Origin of the sequence: Enterobacter sp. GER_MD16_1505_Eko_090, from assembly GCF_003331015.1 — a bacterium.
Taxonomy (GTDB): Bacteria; Pseudomonadota; Gammaproteobacteria; order Enterobacterales; family Enterobacteriaceae; genus Enterobacter; species Enterobacter roggenkampii.
In genome coordinates this window covers 230,746-245,310 of record NZ_PUQF01000007.1, presented here as the reverse complement: position 1 = coordinate 245,310, position 14,565 = coordinate 230,746, and the positions used below count along the sequence as shown (strand labels likewise).

At 60.9% G+C, this 14,565-nt stretch carries 10 protein-coding genes; 7 read left to right on the top strand and 3 right to left on the bottom strand.

The genetic code is table 11. The annotated features are described in order from the left end of the window. Nucleotides 1-165 precede the first annotated feature (165 nt). On the top strand, nt 166-861 hold the full coding sequence (locus C6A40_RS10560) for a gamma-glutamylcyclotransferase (protein ID WP_045335098.1): 696 nt from the start codon (nt 166-168) through the stop codon (nt 859-861). Nucleotides 862-890: 29 nt separating this feature from the next. On the opposite strand, the gene C6A40_RS10555 is transcribed toward C6A40_RS10560, so the two are convergent. From C6A40_RS10555 to C6A40_RS10545, 3 genes are all read right to left on the bottom strand, one after another. Continuing rightward, nucleotides 891-1,130: a DUF1883 domain-containing protein gene (locus C6A40_RS10555; protein WP_008499520.1), complete on the bottom strand. Its 240-nt coding sequence runs from the start codon at nt 1,128-1,130 to the stop codon at nt 891-893. Between the two features lie 211 nt (nt 1,131-1,341). Continuing rightward, nucleotides 1,342-3,126 carry a methyl-accepting chemotaxis protein gene (locus C6A40_RS10550; RefSeq protein WP_045334926.1) on the bottom strand — a complete coding sequence of 595 codons (1,785 nt, stop codon included), beginning with the start codon at nt 3,124-3,126 and terminating at the stop codon, nt 1,342-1,344. Between the two features lie 106 nt (nt 3,127-3,232). Then, nucleotides 3,233-3,586, bottom strand: coding sequence for a DsrE/DsrF/TusD sulfur relay family protein (locus tag C6A40_RS10545; protein ID WP_008499522.1), 354 nt, complete (start codon nt 3,584-3,586; stop codon nt 3,233-3,235). Between the two features lie 72 nt (nt 3,587-3,658). Between C6A40_RS10545 and nasR the strand changes: the two genes are divergently transcribed. The 6 genes from nasR (at nt 3,659) to C6A40_RS10510 (ending at nt 14,520) form a co-directional block, all read left to right on the top strand. Beyond that, the gene (gene nasR, locus C6A40_RS10540) at nt 3,659-4,843 is read left to right on the top strand and encodes a nitrate regulatory protein NasR (protein ID WP_045334923.1); all 1,185 of its coding nucleotides are present in this window, start codon (nt 3,659-3,661) and stop codon (nt 4,841-4,843) included. Between the two features lie 228 nt (nt 4,844-5,071). Further along, nucleotides 5,072-6,319 carry a CmpA/NrtA family ABC transporter substrate-binding protein gene (locus tag C6A40_RS10530; RefSeq protein ID WP_045334921.1) on the top strand — a complete coding sequence of 416 codons (1,248 nt, stop codon included), beginning with the start codon at nt 5,072-5,074 and terminating at the stop codon, nt 6,317-6,319. 2 nt (nt 6,320-6,321) lie between these two features. Further along, entirely contained in the window at nt 6,322-7,200 is an 879-nt protein-coding gene (ntrB, locus tag C6A40_RS10525; RefSeq protein ID WP_008499525.1) for a nitrate ABC transporter permease, read from the top strand. 9 nt (nt 7,201-7,209) lie between these two features. Next, the gene (locus C6A40_RS10520) at nt 7,210-7,998 is read left to right on the top strand and encodes an ABC transporter ATP-binding protein (RefSeq protein WP_045334919.1); all 789 of its coding nucleotides are present in this window, start codon (nt 7,210-7,212) and stop codon (nt 7,996-7,998) included. Between the two features lie 13 nt (nt 7,999-8,011). Further along, nucleotides 8,012-11,998, top strand: a complete 3,987-nt coding sequence (nirB, locus tag C6A40_RS10515; protein ID WP_114191279.1) for a nitrite reductase large subunit NirB — start codon at nt 8,012-8,014, stop codon at nt 11,996-11,998. Next, on the top strand, nt 11,995-14,520 hold the full coding sequence (locus C6A40_RS10510; protein WP_045334917.1) for a nitrate reductase: 2,526 nt from the start codon (nt 11,995-11,997) through the stop codon (nt 14,518-14,520). The genes nirB and C6A40_RS10510 overlap by 4 nt, the downstream gene beginning before the upstream one ends. Nucleotides 14,521-14,565: the final 45 nt, after the last annotated feature.

Genomic DNA, 14,565 nt, shown 5'->3' with positions numbered 1-14,565 from the left:
TCGCTGCCTTCATTTTGACTTTTCAGGCGGTTGAACTGCCGTTGTATTGCAACTGGTCCGCTAATTGCTTATCGTTATTCAACTGCTGGCAAAATGACCAGCACCTAAGGCCGGGAAGGCGAATTACAGATGTCGCAAGGAAGCATGCAGTGGCGGAGGTGGAAAGTGTTAACGCGTGATTTCTTAATGAAGGCAGATTGTAAGACGGCATTTGGTGCTATTGAGGAATCGCTTCTCTGGTCAGCTGAACAACGTGCGGCGTCGCTCGCTGCTACGCTTGCCTGCCGCCCGGATGATGGCCCGGTATGGATTTTTGGCTATGGTTCACTGATGTGGAACCCGGCGCTCGAATTTGTCGAATCGGCAACGGGCACGTTGACCGGCTGGCACCGCGCATTTTGCCTGCGCCTGACGGCCGGACGCGGCAGCGCGTGCCAGCCCGGGCGTATGCTTGCACTGAAAGAGGGCGGACGCACCACGGGCGTGGCGTATCGCCTCCCGGATGCCACGCTGGAAGAGGAGCTTACGCTGCTCTGGAAGCGTGAGATGATCACCGGCTGCTACATGCCGAGCTGGTGTAAGCTGGAGCTGGACGACGGACGCACCGTCAATGCGCTGGTGTTTATTATGGACCCGCGCCATCCGCTGTATGAAGCGGACACCCGCACGCAGGTGATTGCCCCGTTAATTGCCGCCGCCAGCGGGCCGCTGGGTACCAACGCGCAGTATCTCTTCTCTCTCGATCAAGAGCTGACCCGCCTCGGCATGAAGGACGATTGTCTGAATGAGCTGGTGGTGAAGGTGAAGGCGCTGCTGGAAGGAAACCCGCTCAACGGCACGCTGCGACCGGGTTTTGCCTGATAATACGCCCGGCTGGCCGGGCGCGTAATTTAAGCTGCTACGTAACTGACAGAATGCTCCAGCGACTGGCTGTGGCTGTCGATCAGCACATCCCAGGTGCCGGTATACGGCACGGTAAGCCAGGCGTTATCATCCTGCACGGTGAGAATATCCGCCTGGGATTGTTTTTGTGCTTTCGCACTCATCAGATGAATACGGCAGCGCTCTGAGCAACGCACCACTACCGTATCCCCGCCAAACAGTTTCAAACTTGTTTTTACCAGTGCCATTTTTTACCCCGTAGTCTTAAACAACGCTCTCCCTGCTGCCATATCCGAGCGTGATGTTGTTCACAATTCACTCATTGCATAACACCAAAGGGGAGGGGGAGGGATGCTGATTTTGATCAAAAAATGGCATAACGATTAAACAAAAATGACAAAATTCCTCAAAGTTTCCGCTGACGCGCGTTTTACCCGCTAAACGCGCGCCAGTAGAAAATTAAATGCGGAAATGGCCGGCGGTTTCAGCAAGGTCGCCCGCCTGGCTCTGCAGGGCGCCCGCGGCAGCGGCGGATTGCACGACCAGCTCGGCGTTCTGCTGGACCATGCGGTCGAGATGGGTCACCGCGTGGTTAATCTCGTGAATGCCTTTCATCTGCTCGCTGGTGGCGATGGAGATTTCGCGCATGATGCCGGAGACGCTGCCGATGCTGGAGCGGATCTCGTCCATGCTTTCCCCGGCCAGATGCACGTAGCGGGAGCCGGTGGCCACGCTGTCGGTGGTGGAATCAATCAGCGATTTGATCTCTTTCGCCGCCTGGGCGCTGCGGCTCGCCAGGTTACGCACTTCGCCCGCCACCACGGCAAACCCGCGCCCCTGCTCGCCGGCACGGGCCGCCTCGACGGAGGCGTTCAGCGCCAGAATGTTGGTCTGGAACGCGATACCGTCAATCACGCTGGTGATGTCGCCAATTTTAGCCGACGCGACTTCGATGGACTGCATGGTGCTGATCGCCTGGGATACCACCTCGCCGCCACGCGCCGCGGCCGCGGAGGCCTTGCTCGCCTGGTCATTTGCTTCCGCCGCCGACTCGTTCGACTGGGTCACGGAGGCGGTGATCTGCTCCACGGCGCTTGCCGTCTCGCGCAGGCTGGACGCCGCCTGCTCGGTACGTCCGGAGAGATCCTGGTTACCCGCCGCAATCTCCTGAGCGGCGTTTTTCACCGACTCGCTGGCATCACGGAGCTGCACCATCACCACCGACAGCTTATCGCTGAAGGCGTTAAAGGCCTGGGCAATCTGCGCCACCTCGTCCTCACCGCTGTCAGGCAGACGCTGCGACAGGTCGTTAGTCCCGTTGGCAATGTTGTGCATCGCGTCGCGAATGTCCGACAGGCGCTTCAGCAGACGGGCAATCAGGAGGTGAACAATGGCCGCGCTCAGCAGCGCCAGGATCACCAGCGAAATCGCCGAGGCCTTAAGCAGGGAACGCATGCCGGAGGTGGCGTCACCGCTGTCGAGGGCGACGACCAGCAGCCAGTTTGTGCCCGGCACGGCGGTTGCCACGAAGGTTTTTTCGACGTCGTTCAGCGTACCGTCGACAAGGTTACCGCTTTTCAGCGCAGCAAAATCGATGCCTTTGATGGTCTCAGCAAACGGTTTAAGCGTCAGAGCCGGATCGTTAGCCGCAATCACGCTGCCGTCACTGTTCAGAAGCAAGCCGCTGCTGGACGGAGTTGGATGGATCCCGCGCACGTTCGCCACCACGCTGTCCATGGCCACATCGCCCGCCACCACCGCTTTCAGGGCGCCATTCTCTTTCACCGGCACGGCGAAGGTCACCACCAGTTTACCGGTACCTGCATCAACGTAAGGCGCGGTGACGACCGGGCCGTCCGTGCTGACCACCTGCTGATACCACGGGCGAATGGTCGGGTCATAATCCGCAGGTACGCCCGCGGGCTCAGAGAATTTCGCCGTTTTGCTGGCGTAGCCGACATAAACGTTGGTGAATCCACCCGCCTGCGCAAGCTGTTTAAACACCGGAACCGGGTCGTCACTCAGCGCAACGGTCTGGGCAGAGGCGATAACCGTCATCTTGCTTTTTACCCAGTCGGCAATCGCCATGTTATGGCTGGCGCTGGTGCTGGTCAGGATATCGCGCTGTGACTGCTGGTTATCCTGGCGTGTGACCTGGAAGTTAATAACGGTATTGAGGAGAAGGGCGACGACCAGACAGCCTGCCGTCGCCGCGATGATGCGTGCACGAATCGATCTGAACATAAGTGAAATACCTGCTGTGTTGTTTCCATGCCTATCGGCAACCCCGCAGGTAAACTTGATGCTGAAACCGCGTCCATAAGAAAATAATATTTTTACGGGTTTATTATTAAAAAGTTAATACTTTATCAGCGGACAGCGTCCACTCGGCCAGTTCAACCAGCGTACCAATTTCTACGCCATCAATCAGCGGCAGTCCGGTGATACCGCGCCCGTCGGTGCAGGTTTTGCACAGCTTCACCGGCACGTTTTGTGCGGTCAGGATCTCCAGCATCTGCTGAATGTTATAGCCCTCGGCCGGCTTTTGTCCCTTCAGCCCGGCGGTGACGGCGTCCGACATTAAAAAAAGGCGTAACGCCAGGTCGCTCTCTTTTTCACGTAGCGCGATCGCCAGGCGCAGGCTGTTGAAAAGGGATTCGCTGCCGTAGGCCGCACCGTTGGCGACGATCACAATCTTCTGCATGTTGACTCCTGTTCTTATAAAGGCACGAATATTGCTTAATTCCCCGGAGTTTCGCTGTCCGGGAGAGTAAGCATGACATTAATGGCAGGCATTTCGCCAGGCGCTGCCGAATGGCTCACGCGCGCAAAGATGATGCGCCAGGAGCAGTTCAGTAAGCTGGCACAGCTGGGCGTGCTTGTGCACGGCATTAGCCAACTGGTGCATATGTTACAGTGCGAGCGCGGGGCGTCCAACGTCTGGCTCTGCTCACAGGGCAAGCTGTACGCTCCCGAATGCAAAGCCAGTCGGGCGCTGGTGGATGAAAACCTCGCAGCCCTTTACGGCATTCTTGACACACAGTCGCCGATTCCGGGAAGTGCCGTCTGTGAACGCATCGGCGGCGCGCTCCTGAGCCTGGAGACGCTTCCCGCGCTGCGTGACGGTGTGATTCAGCAGACGGTAACGGCACCCCAGGCGATGGAACACTACTCTCGCATGCTTCGCCATCTGCTCAGTATCGTGCCTCAGCTTAATGACAGCATTGACGATCCGCAAATCGCAGGACGTTTTGTCGCGCTTTATAGCCTGATGCAGGGCAAGGAGCTGGCGGGACAGGAGCGGGCGCTGGGGGCGATTGGCTTCACGCAGGGTTTTTTCGATGATGTGACTCGTCAGAGGCTGGTTGACCGCATTGACGGGCAGCAGGCCTGCTTTGAGATCTTTCTCTCACACAGCGCCGCTGACGTTCAGACCACCTTTTCAATGCACTGTCAGCCCGATCGTGAAACGGAGCAGCTCCGGCGGGTGGCCTGTACCCGCCAGCCCGCCGCCGATAACGGCCTTACCGCGCTGGCCTGGTTTGCTCTGCAAACCGCGCGCCTTGAGCATCTGCGCACGCTGGAGGAGACGATCATCGCCGATCTGATGGTCGCGGTGGACGAATGCATTCACCGTGACGATGAGTACGCGCTCCCCGGCGATGAACAGGATGACCCGCCGATCCGCTATCCGGAAAAACCGTTGCTTACCCTGGTTCGCCAGCAGGCGCGCGAGATAGAGCAGCTCTCACGTCAGCTTGCGTCGCTGCGCGATACGCTTGAAGAGCGCAAAATCATTGATAAAGCGAAGAGCGTGCTGATGACCCACCAGAATATGAGTGAGGAACAGGCCTGGACGGCGCTGCGCAAAATGGCGATGGACAAAAACCAAAGGATGGTGGATATCGCCCGCGCGCTGCTCATGGTGAAGAATGTATGGCAGGTAACACCAAAGGAGTAGCTGCACGGTCAGTGGGCATTTTATGCCTGTTTGCGGTGCGTAAAGGCGAGGGAATAACGGTAAGCGCCGCAAGAAACGGTGTGTTAAAACCTGGCATTCACTTTGCATTATCAGATTAACCATTTTTGACGATGCGCCAACGGCGGTGCATCCGTCTTCGGGATAAAGGCGTCCACTGGTGCTTCGGCACCGTGGGCGCTTTTTTTTGGTTTTTTTTCAGGAGTGGTCATGGCGGATTTGTCGAGACGGCGTTTTTTGCAGGCCAGCATGCTGGCGAGTGGTGCAATGCTGTTGCCGGGTGTCATGCAGGCCGCATGGGCGGCAGGCTCGGATAAACCGGAGCAGGAAACAGTGCGCATCGGGTTTATCCCGCTGACCGACTGTGCCCCGGTGGTTATCGCGGCGCTGAAAGGGTTTGATAAAAAATACGGTATTACCATCGTGCCCACCAAAGAGGCGAGCTGGGCGGCGGTGCGCGACAAGCTGGTGGCGGGCGAACTCGATGCCGCGCACATTCTTTACGGCCTGCTGTACGGACTGGAGCTGGGCATCGCCGGCAAGCCACAGCAGATGGCTAACCTGATGACCCTCAACCAGAACGGTCAGGCGATTACGCTCTCCAGCGATCTGGAAGAGAAGGGCGTTCGTGACCTTGACGGGCTGAAAAAGCGGATTGGGCAGCAGGCGCCTGGCACCTATACCTTCGCGCACACCTTCCCGACCGGGACGCACGCCATGTGGCTCTACTACTGGCTGGCCAGCGCGGGCATTCACCCCTTTGACGACGTGCGCACGGTGGTGGTGCCGCCGCCGCAGATGGTGATGAACATGCGCATTGGCAACATGGTCGGCTTTTGCGTCGGCGAGCCGTGGAACGCGCGTGCCATCAACGACCGCATCGGTTTTACCGCTGCGACGTCTCAGTCCATCTGGGCCGATCATCCGGAAAAAATCCTCGGCACCCGTCGCGACTGGGTGGAGAAAAACCCGCACACCGCCCGGGCGCTGGTGAGCGCAGTGCTGGAGGCGGCGCGCTGGATTGAGGCCTCCCCGGAAAACAAACGCGAAACCGCGCAGATCCTCTCCCGCCGGGCGTGGCTCAACTGCAAAGAGCAGTATCTCACCGGACGCATGCTCGGCGAGTACGACAACGGCCTGGGCCAGCGCTGGCAGGACGCGCACCCGATCCGCTTCTTCAACGAGGGGGCCGTCAGCTACCCGTATCACTCCGACGGCATGTGGTTCTTAACCCAGTTCCGCCGCTGGGGCTTGCTCAAAGCCGCCCCGGACTACGCGGGCATCGCACAACGCATTAACCAGACGGCGGTCTGGCAGGATGCCGCCACGGCGGTGGGGGGCATTACCACACCGACTTCACCACTACGCAGCAGCACATTGATGGACGGCACAGTCTGGAACGGTACCGACCCGGAAGGATACGCCAGCCGTTTCGCCATTCACCGTAAAGGGGCCTGATTATGCAGCATCTGCAAAAGACAAAATCACACGAGACGCCGGAGAGTGGAGAGGTGATTGTCCTGCCTCCGGTGCAGGTTCGCCGCCGTACGCCGACGTTTGCGCGTCGGATTAACGCGATCCTTCAGCGCATCATTCCGGCTTTTCTGGGGCTGGGACTGCTGGTGGTGCTCTGGCAGCTGGCGGCGATTAACAGCAAAGGTTTCCCGACGCCGCTCAGCACGCTCGATTCCGCTATTACCCTGTTTGCCGATCCGTTTTATCGCGACGGGCCAAACGACATGGGCATCGGCTGGAACGTGCTCGCCTCATTACAGCGCGTGGCGGTGGGCTTTGGCCTGGCCGCGTTCGCCGGGATCCCGCTCGGTTTCCTGATTGGCCGCTTCACCTTTTTTTCGCGCATGTTCGGCCCGCTGATCGCGCTGTTACGCCCGGTTAGCCCGCTGGCCTGGCTGCCCATCGGCCTGCTGCTGTTCCAGAAAGCGGAGCCCGCGTCGAGCTGGACCATTTTTATCTGCTCCATCTGGCCGATGGTGATCAACACCGCCGAAGGCGTGCGCCGCATTCCGCAGGACTACCTCAACGTGGCCCGGGTGCTGCAGCTTTCCGAGTGGACCATCATGCGCCGCATTCTCTTCCCGGCGGTACTGCCCGCGGTGCTGACCGGGGTGCGCCTCTCCATCGGCATCGCCTGGCTGGTGATTGTCGCCGCCGAGATGCTGACCGGCGGTTTAGGGATCGGTTTCTGGATCTGGAACGAGTGGAACAACCTCAACGTCGAAAACATTCTCATCGCCATCGTCATCATTGGCGTGGTCGGGCTGCTGCTGGAGCAGGGGCTGATGCTGATCGCCCGTCGCTTTAGCTGGCAGGAAAAATAAGGAGCGAACATGAAACCATTAATCCAGGTCCAGGCCGTGAGCCAGCGTTTTTCCACCGCCAGCGGCGAATTTCTGGCGCTGCAGAACGTCTCCTTTGATATCCATGAGGGCGAAACCGTCAGCCTGATTGGGCACTCCGGCTGCGGTAAATCGACGCTGCTTAACCTTATCGCTGGGATCACGCTGCCGACGGAAGGCGGGCTGATTTGCGACAACCGCGAAATTGCCGGGCCGGGTCCGGAGCGCGCGGTGGTATTCCAGAACCATTCGCTGCTGCCGTGGCTCACCTGCTTCGACAACGTGGCCCTGGCGGTAGATCACGTGTTTCGCCACAGCATGAGCAAGGCGGAGCGCCGGGAGTGGATTGAGCACAACCTCGACCGCGTGCAGATGGGGCACGCCCTGCACAAGCGCCCGGGGGAGATCTCCGGCGGCATGAAGCAGCGCGTCGGGATTGCCCGCGCGCTGGCGATGAAGCCGAAAGTCCTGCTGATGGATGAACCCTTCGGCGCGCTGGATGCGCTGACGCGCGCCCGTCTGCAGGACTCGGTGATGCAGATCCAGCAGGCGCTGAACACCACCATCGTGCTGATTACCCACGACGTGGACGAGGCGGTGCTGCTCTCCGATCGCGTGCTGATGATGACCAACGGCCCGGCGGCGACCGTCGGGGAGATCCTGCACGTTGACCTGCCGCGCCCGCGTAACCGGGTGCAGCTGGCCGACGACAGCCGCTATCACCACATGCGCCAGCAGATCCTGCATTTCCTCTACGAAAAGCAGCCGAAAGCGGCGTAGCGAGGGGGCTTTGATGCGACTAGTCATTATCGGAAATGGCATGGCGGCCACGCGGCTGATTGCCTCGCTCACCGGGCGTGCTGCCGATCGTTTCACTATTACCGTCATCGGTGACGAGCCGGAGCATGCCTATAACCGCATCCAGCTTTCGCCGGTGCTGGGCGGTGAAAAAACGGCGGCGGGGATCTGTCTTCAGAGTGACGACTGGTACCAGGAACGGGGCGTGACGGTGCTGCGGGGCGAAAAGGCGCTCGCCGTGAATGTGGACACGCGGGAAGTGCAAACCACCGCCCGCACGCTGGGCTGGGATGCGCTGGTGTTTGCCACCGGATCAACGCCCTTTGTTCCGCCAATTCCCGGCTGCGATGCGCCGCATGTCTTCACATTCCGTACCCTGGAGGATATCCGGGCCATTCGGGCGATCGCCGGTCCGGCGGTAGTGCTGGGCGGCGGCGTGCTCGGGGTGGAGACGGCAGCAGCGCTGGCGCGCTCAGGGGACAACGTCACCCTTGTTCATCGCGGTCCGTGGCTGATGGAGCGGCATCTGGATGAGAAGGCGGGCGTGCTGCTGGAAGAGGCGCTGGCGGCGCGGGGCGTGCGCTGTGAGCTCGCCTCTGGCATCGCGGCGATTGACGGGAATAGCGTGACGCTGCTGAACGGACGCAGCGTCACCGCCGCGCGCGTGGTGCTGGCGACGGGTGTGCAGCCCAACGTCGTGCTGGCGCAGGCCAGCGGCATTCGCTGCGCGCGCGGCATCGTGGTGGATCACCAGATGCAAACCTCCGTGCCGGACGTCTACGCCATTGGCGAATGCTGTGAAATTGACGGCCAGACGTTTGGCCTGGTCGCCCCCTGTCTGGCGCAGGCGGATATCCTCGCCGCACGGCTGGCCGGAGACGTCACCGCGCCGTTTGTTCTGACCGACAACGGCATGCGCCTCAAGGTGACCGGCGTTGAGCTGTTCAGCCTCGGTCGCGCGGCAGAGCAGGAGGGCGATGTGGTCTGGAGCGCATGGGATCCGCTGACCCGTCACTATCGTCGTTTACTGATCCATCATGGGGCGCTGGCTGGCGTGCTGCTGATGGGGGACTGCCGCAGCGCGGCGACATTTACCGATTTACTGGCAACGGCTGCGCCCGCGCACGCGGACTGGCTGTTCGATCGTTTCACTACGCAACCGCAGGTTGCAGGACAGAACGCTATGACAAAACCTACTCTGGTGGTGGTTGGGCACGGTATGGTCGGCCATCATTTTCTCGAAGACTGCGTTAACCGCAATCTGCATCAGCAGTATCAGATCGTTGTCTTTGGCGAGGAGCGCTATGCCGCCTATGACCGCGTGCATCTGTCGGAATATTTTGGCGGCCGCAGCGCGGCGTCGCTTTCGCTGGTGGAGGGGGATTTCTTTGCCGACAACGGCATTGAGCTGCGCCTGTCGCAGCAGATTGTCGCTATCGATCGCGACGCGCGCGTGGTGCGTAGCGCCAGCGGGCACGAAACCCACTGGGATAAACTGGTGCTGGCGACCGGCTCATACCCGTTCGTGCCGCCCGTGCCGGGCCACGATCTGCCGGGCTGTTTTGTCTACCGCACCCTTGACGATCTGGACAAGATTGCGGCGCACGCGGCGGGCTCACGCCGCGGTGTCGTGATTGGCGGCGGGCTGCTGGGGCTGGAGGCGGCGAATGCCCTGAAGCAGCTCGGGCTGGAAACTCACGTGGTGGAGTTTGCGCCCAATCTGATGGCGGTCCAGCTCGACAACGACGGCGCGGCGATGCTGCGCAAGAAAATCGAGGCGCTTGGCGTCGGTGTGCATACCAGTAAAGCAACGACGGAGATCGCCGCCGCGGACGGCGGGCTGGTGTTGCGCTTTGCCGATGGAGAACAGCTGGAAACAGACATGGTGGTCTTTTCTGCCGGCATTCGTCCCCAGGACGCGCTGGCGCGCAGCAGCGGGCTGGCTATCGGCGAACGCGGCGGGATCGGCATTGACGACCGCTGTCAGACCTCCGATCCGGACATGCTGGCCATTGGTGAATGCGCCCTGTGGGAAGGGAAAATCTTCGGGCTGGTTGCGCCCGGCTACCAGATGGCGAGGGTGGCCGCCGCCGCGCTGGCGGGAGAGGAGAAAACCTTCGCCGGCGCGGATATGAGCACCAAACTCAAGCTGCTGGGCGTGGACGTGGCCTCGTTCGGTGATGCTCACGGCCGCACCCCAGGGGCGCTGAGCTACCAGTGGACGCACGGCCCGCAGCAAATCTACAAGAAAATCGTGGTCAGCCACGACGGCAAAACGCTGCTCGGCGGCGTGCTGGTGGGTGATGCCAGCGAATACGCCACGCTGGTACAGATGATGCTCAACGGGATAGCCCTGCCAAAAGAGCCGGAAACGCTGATATTACCCGCGTCGTCAGGCAGTGCGCCAAAAGCGCTCGGCGTGGCAGCGCTGCCGGAAAGCGCACAAATCTGTTCGTGTCATAACGTCAGCAAAGGCGATATCTGTCAGGCGGTAAGTGCGGGCGCAACGGATATCGGCGCAATTAAGCAGTGCACCAAAGCGGCGACCGGCTGCGGAGGATGTAGCGCACTGGTGAAGCAGGTGATGGAGTTCCAGCTGGCGGCGCAGGGCGTGGAGGTGAAAAAGGACATCTGCGAACACTTCCCGTACTCGCGTCAGGAGATTTACCACCTCGTGCGCGTCAACCATATCCGCACCTTTGACCAGCTCATTAGCCGCTACGGTCAGGGACACGGGTGCGAAATTTGTAAGCCACTGGTGGGGTCAGTGCTCGCCTCCTGCTGGAACGAGTATCTGCTGAAACCGGCACACCTGCCGCTGCAGGACACCAACGACCGCTACTTCGCCAATATCCAGAAGGACGGTACTTACTCCATCGTGCCGCGCATGCCTGCGGGGGAAGTGACCGCCGACGGGCTGATCGCCATCGGTCAGATTGCAAAACGCTACAGACTGTACAGCAAAATCACCGGCGGCCAGCGTATTGACCTGTTTGGCGCCACGCTGGAACAGCTGCCGGAGATCTGGCAGGCGCTGGTGGAAGCCGGATTTGAAACCGGGCACGCCTACGGCAAATCCCTGCGCACGGTGAAGTCCTGCGTCGGGTCGACCTGGTGTCGCTACGGCGTGCAGGACTCCACCGGCCTCGCGGTCAGGCTCGAGCACCGTTACAAAGGCCTGCGCGCACCGCACAAAATCAAAATGGCGGTCTCAGGGTGTACCCGCGAATGCGCCGAGGCGCAGAGTAAAGACGTGGGGGTGATTGCCACCGATAAGGGGTGGAACCTCTACCTGTGCGGCAACGGCGGCATGAAGCCGCGCCACGCGGATCTCTTCGCCAGCGATCTTGATGATGACACGCTGATCCGCACCGTAGACCGTTTCCTGATGTTCTACATCCGCACGGCGGATCGCCTGCAGCGCACCAGCACCTGGATGGACAACCTGGAAGGCGGCCTCGACTACCTGCGTGAGGTGATCCTCAACGACAGCCTGGGCATCGCCCACGAGCTGGAGCAGGAGATGGCCCGGGTGGTGGAAACCTACCAGTGCGAATGGCAAACCACGCTTAACGACCCGAACCGTCTGGCGCTGTTCCGCACCGCGGTGAACGTCGCGCCGTCTGATGAAAGCAAGCGCTGGCAGGAAATCTGCGGCATCGACGATATCCCCGAGCAGGCGGGAATCGGCGCGCGGCTTGGGCATAAGCCGATCGCGCTGTTCCGCTTTGGCAAAACCGTTTACGCCCTCGACGATCGGGAGCCTGGCAGCAGCGCGAACGTGCTTTCCCGCGGCATTCTTGGCGATGCGGCGGGGGAGTCGGTGGTGATCTCCCCGCTCTACAAGCAGCGTATCCGCCTGCGCGACGGCTGTCAGGTGGAGAACGGCGAACCCGCGGTGCGCGCCTGGCCGGTCAAAATTGAGAACGGCAAGGTGTGGGTCGGTAATGATGCCCTGGTAATGCGTGCGGAGGCCTCATGACGGAAACCCGGACAACGTGTCCCTACTGCGGGGTCGGCTGCGGCGTGGTCGCCCGCGTGGAAGGTGAAACGGTCAGCGTTCGGGGGGATGAAACCCATCCTGCGAACTTTGGCCGCTTGTGCGTGAAAGGATCGGCCCTGGGGGAAACAATGGGGTTACAGGGGCGATTGCTGCGCCCCGTTGTTGACGGTGCTGAGGTGGCCTGGGCGCAGGCGCTGGGAGCGGCAGGCGAGCGCCTCCAGGACATTATCGACAAATGGGGGCCGCAGGCGGTGGCGTTTTACGCGTCCGGGCAATTGCTTACCGAGGATTATTACGCCGCCAATAAGCTGATGAAAGGGTTTATCGGCGCGGCGAACATTGATACCAACTCCCGGCTCTGCATGTCATCGGCAGTCGTTGGCTACAAGCGCGCCTTTGGTGAAGACGTCGTGCCGTGCAGCTACGAGGATGTGGAAAACAGCGATCTGGTGGTGCTGGTGGGCTCAAACGCGGCCTGGACGCATCCGGTGCTGTATCAGCGCCTGGTACAGGCAAAGCACAACAATCCGGAGATGAAAGTGGTGGTCATCGACCCGCGCAGAACCGCCTCCTGTGATATTGCTGACCTGCATCTGGCGCTCACTCCCGGCAGCGACGCCGGGCTGTTCGTCGGTCTGCTTAATGTCATTCAGGGAACGGACGCGTGGCCGATATCCCGCGTGGCGGCGTTTTGCGGCCTCTCGCCGCAGGATATCGGTACGTTTTACGACTGGTTTATGACGGCCCCCCGGGCCATCACCCTCTACACCATGGGAATCAACCAGTCCTCCAGCGGCAGCGACAAGTGCAGCGCCATCATTAACGTGCACCTTGCCAGCGGGAAATTTAACCGTCCGGGCTGCGGCCCATTTTCGCTGACCGGACAGCCAAACGCGATGGGCGGAAGAGAGGTGGGCGGGCTGGCAAACCAGCTGGCGGCGCACATGAACTTCGAGCCGGACGATATTTCTCGGGTGGCGCGTTTCTGGGGAACGGAACGGCTTGCGCAGACGCCGGGCTTGATGGCGGTGGAGCTGTTTGACGCCATTGCCCGCGGTGAGGTGAAGGCGGTGTGGATCATGGGCACCAATCCTGCCGTCTCGCTGCCGGACAGCCACGCGGTGTGTCAGGCGCTGGGGCGCTGCCCGCTGGTCATTGTCTCTGAGGTGATGAATGATACCGACACAAGCCGGTTTGCCCATATTCGCTTTCCGGCGCTGGCCTGGGGAGAGAAGGACGGCACGGTAACCAATTCCGAGCGACGCATTTCGCGCCAGCGCGCGTTTCTGCCCGCGCCCGGTGAGGCAAAGCCGGACTGGTGGATCGTCGCGCAGGTGGCGAAACGGCTGGGGCACGGCGACGCCTTTGCCTGGCTGCATCCCCACGAGATTTTTTGCGAGCATGCGGCGCTGACGGCCTTTGAAAATGACGGCGCGCGGGCGTTAAACCTTCATGACCTGGCTACGCTTACCCGTGAGGAGTGGGAGCGGCTTGAACCCTGGCAGTGGCCTGGGGGGGATTTCCCGTGCCGCAACATTGTTCCCGTTGACCCACAGTCGCACGGTGCGACGGTCAGCGCGTTGTACCCGCTGATTCTCAACTCGGGGCGCATCCGCGATCAGTGGCATACCATGACGCGAACAGGATATGTGGCCAGACTGATGCAGCATATCGCCGAACCGTTTGTTGAGGTTTGCCCCGCAGACGCCGTTCGGTTTTCCCTGTGCGACGGCCAGCTGGCGCGCATCAGTTCGCCGCGCGGCGTCATGGTAGCAAGAGTGCGCATCAGCGACGCCCAGCGTGAAGGGAACGCTTTTGCCCCGATGCACTGGAACGCTGCGTTTGCCCGCCAGGGAAAGGTGAATGCGCTGGTGGAAGGGCGCTGCGATCCGGTTTCGGGCCAGCCGGAGAGTAAACAAACCGCCGTCAGAATCCAGCCCTGGCAGCCCGTCTGGCAGGGAGAACTCTATGCCCGCGAAGGGCTGGAAATGCCCTCTTCGGTTTACTGGTGGCGTAAAGCTTCACGCCTGACGGTGGCGTGCGATAAACCGCTGCTGTCGTGGGTAATGGAACACGCCAGCGGCCGGGGCTGGCAGCTGCAGGTTGCGCAGACCGGTGAACGCAGCAGCGTGCTGGCCTGGCATGAAGGCCAGCTTATGCTGGGTTTCTGGGAAGGTACCGCGTTACCGGCGCTGGCGCATACGGTGATTGAAGCCGCTTTTCATTCACCCCCCGTGCTGCCCGCAGAACGCCACGCCCTGTTGAACGGGCAGAGCGTCGGGAAGGCGATGGATCCGGGACGCATTATCTGCAGCTGTTTCAGCGTCGGGGAAGAGGCGATACGGGAGGCGATTGCCGGAGGGTGTGATTCCGTCACCGCGCTGGGGGCGAAGCTGCGCTGTGGTACGAACTGTGGTTCCTGCGTGCCGGAGCTGAAAGGGCTGTTTCAGGATAATCCTGAAATGTCCGCCAGAACTGCATTTCAGGGCTTATCGCGTTAACATAATAAGAGTTTATTCATAAACACAGGTTCTTATTGACGACGT

Excerpts from the sequence above, each read along its gene's own strand:
- C6A40_RS10520 (WP_045334919.1), top strand. The coding sequence starts at position 7,210 with ATGAAACCATTAATCCAGGTCCAGGCCGTGAGCCAGCGTTTTTCCACC.
- C6A40_RS10555 (WP_008499520.1), bottom strand. The coding sequence starts at position 1,130 with ATGGCACTGGTAAAAACAAGTTTGAAACTGTTTGGCGGGGATACGGTA.
- C6A40_RS10530 (WP_045334921.1), top strand. The coding sequence starts at position 5,072 with ATGGCGGATTTGTCGAGACGGCGTTTTTTGCAGGCCAGCATGCTGGCG.
- C6A40_RS10550 (WP_045334926.1), bottom strand. The coding sequence starts at position 3,126 with ATGTTCAGATCGATTCGTGCACGCATCATCGCGGCGACGGCAGGCTGT.
- C6A40_RS10545 (WP_008499522.1), bottom strand. The coding sequence starts at position 3,586 with ATGCAGAAGATTGTGATCGTCGCCAACGGTGCGGCCTACGGCAGCGAA.
- nirB (WP_114191279.1), top strand. The coding sequence starts at position 8,012 with ATGCGACTAGTCATTATCGGAAATGGCATGGCGGCCACGCGGCTGATT.
- ntrB (WP_008499525.1), top strand. The coding sequence starts at position 6,322 with ATGCAGCATCTGCAAAAGACAAAATCACACGAGACGCCGGAGAGTGGA.
- C6A40_RS10510 (WP_045334917.1), top strand. The coding sequence starts at position 11,995 with ATGACGGAAACCCGGACAACGTGTCCCTACTGCGGGGTCGGCTGCGGC.
- nasR (WP_045334923.1), top strand. The coding sequence starts at position 3,659 with ATGACATTAATGGCAGGCATTTCGCCAGGCGCTGCCGAATGGCTCACG.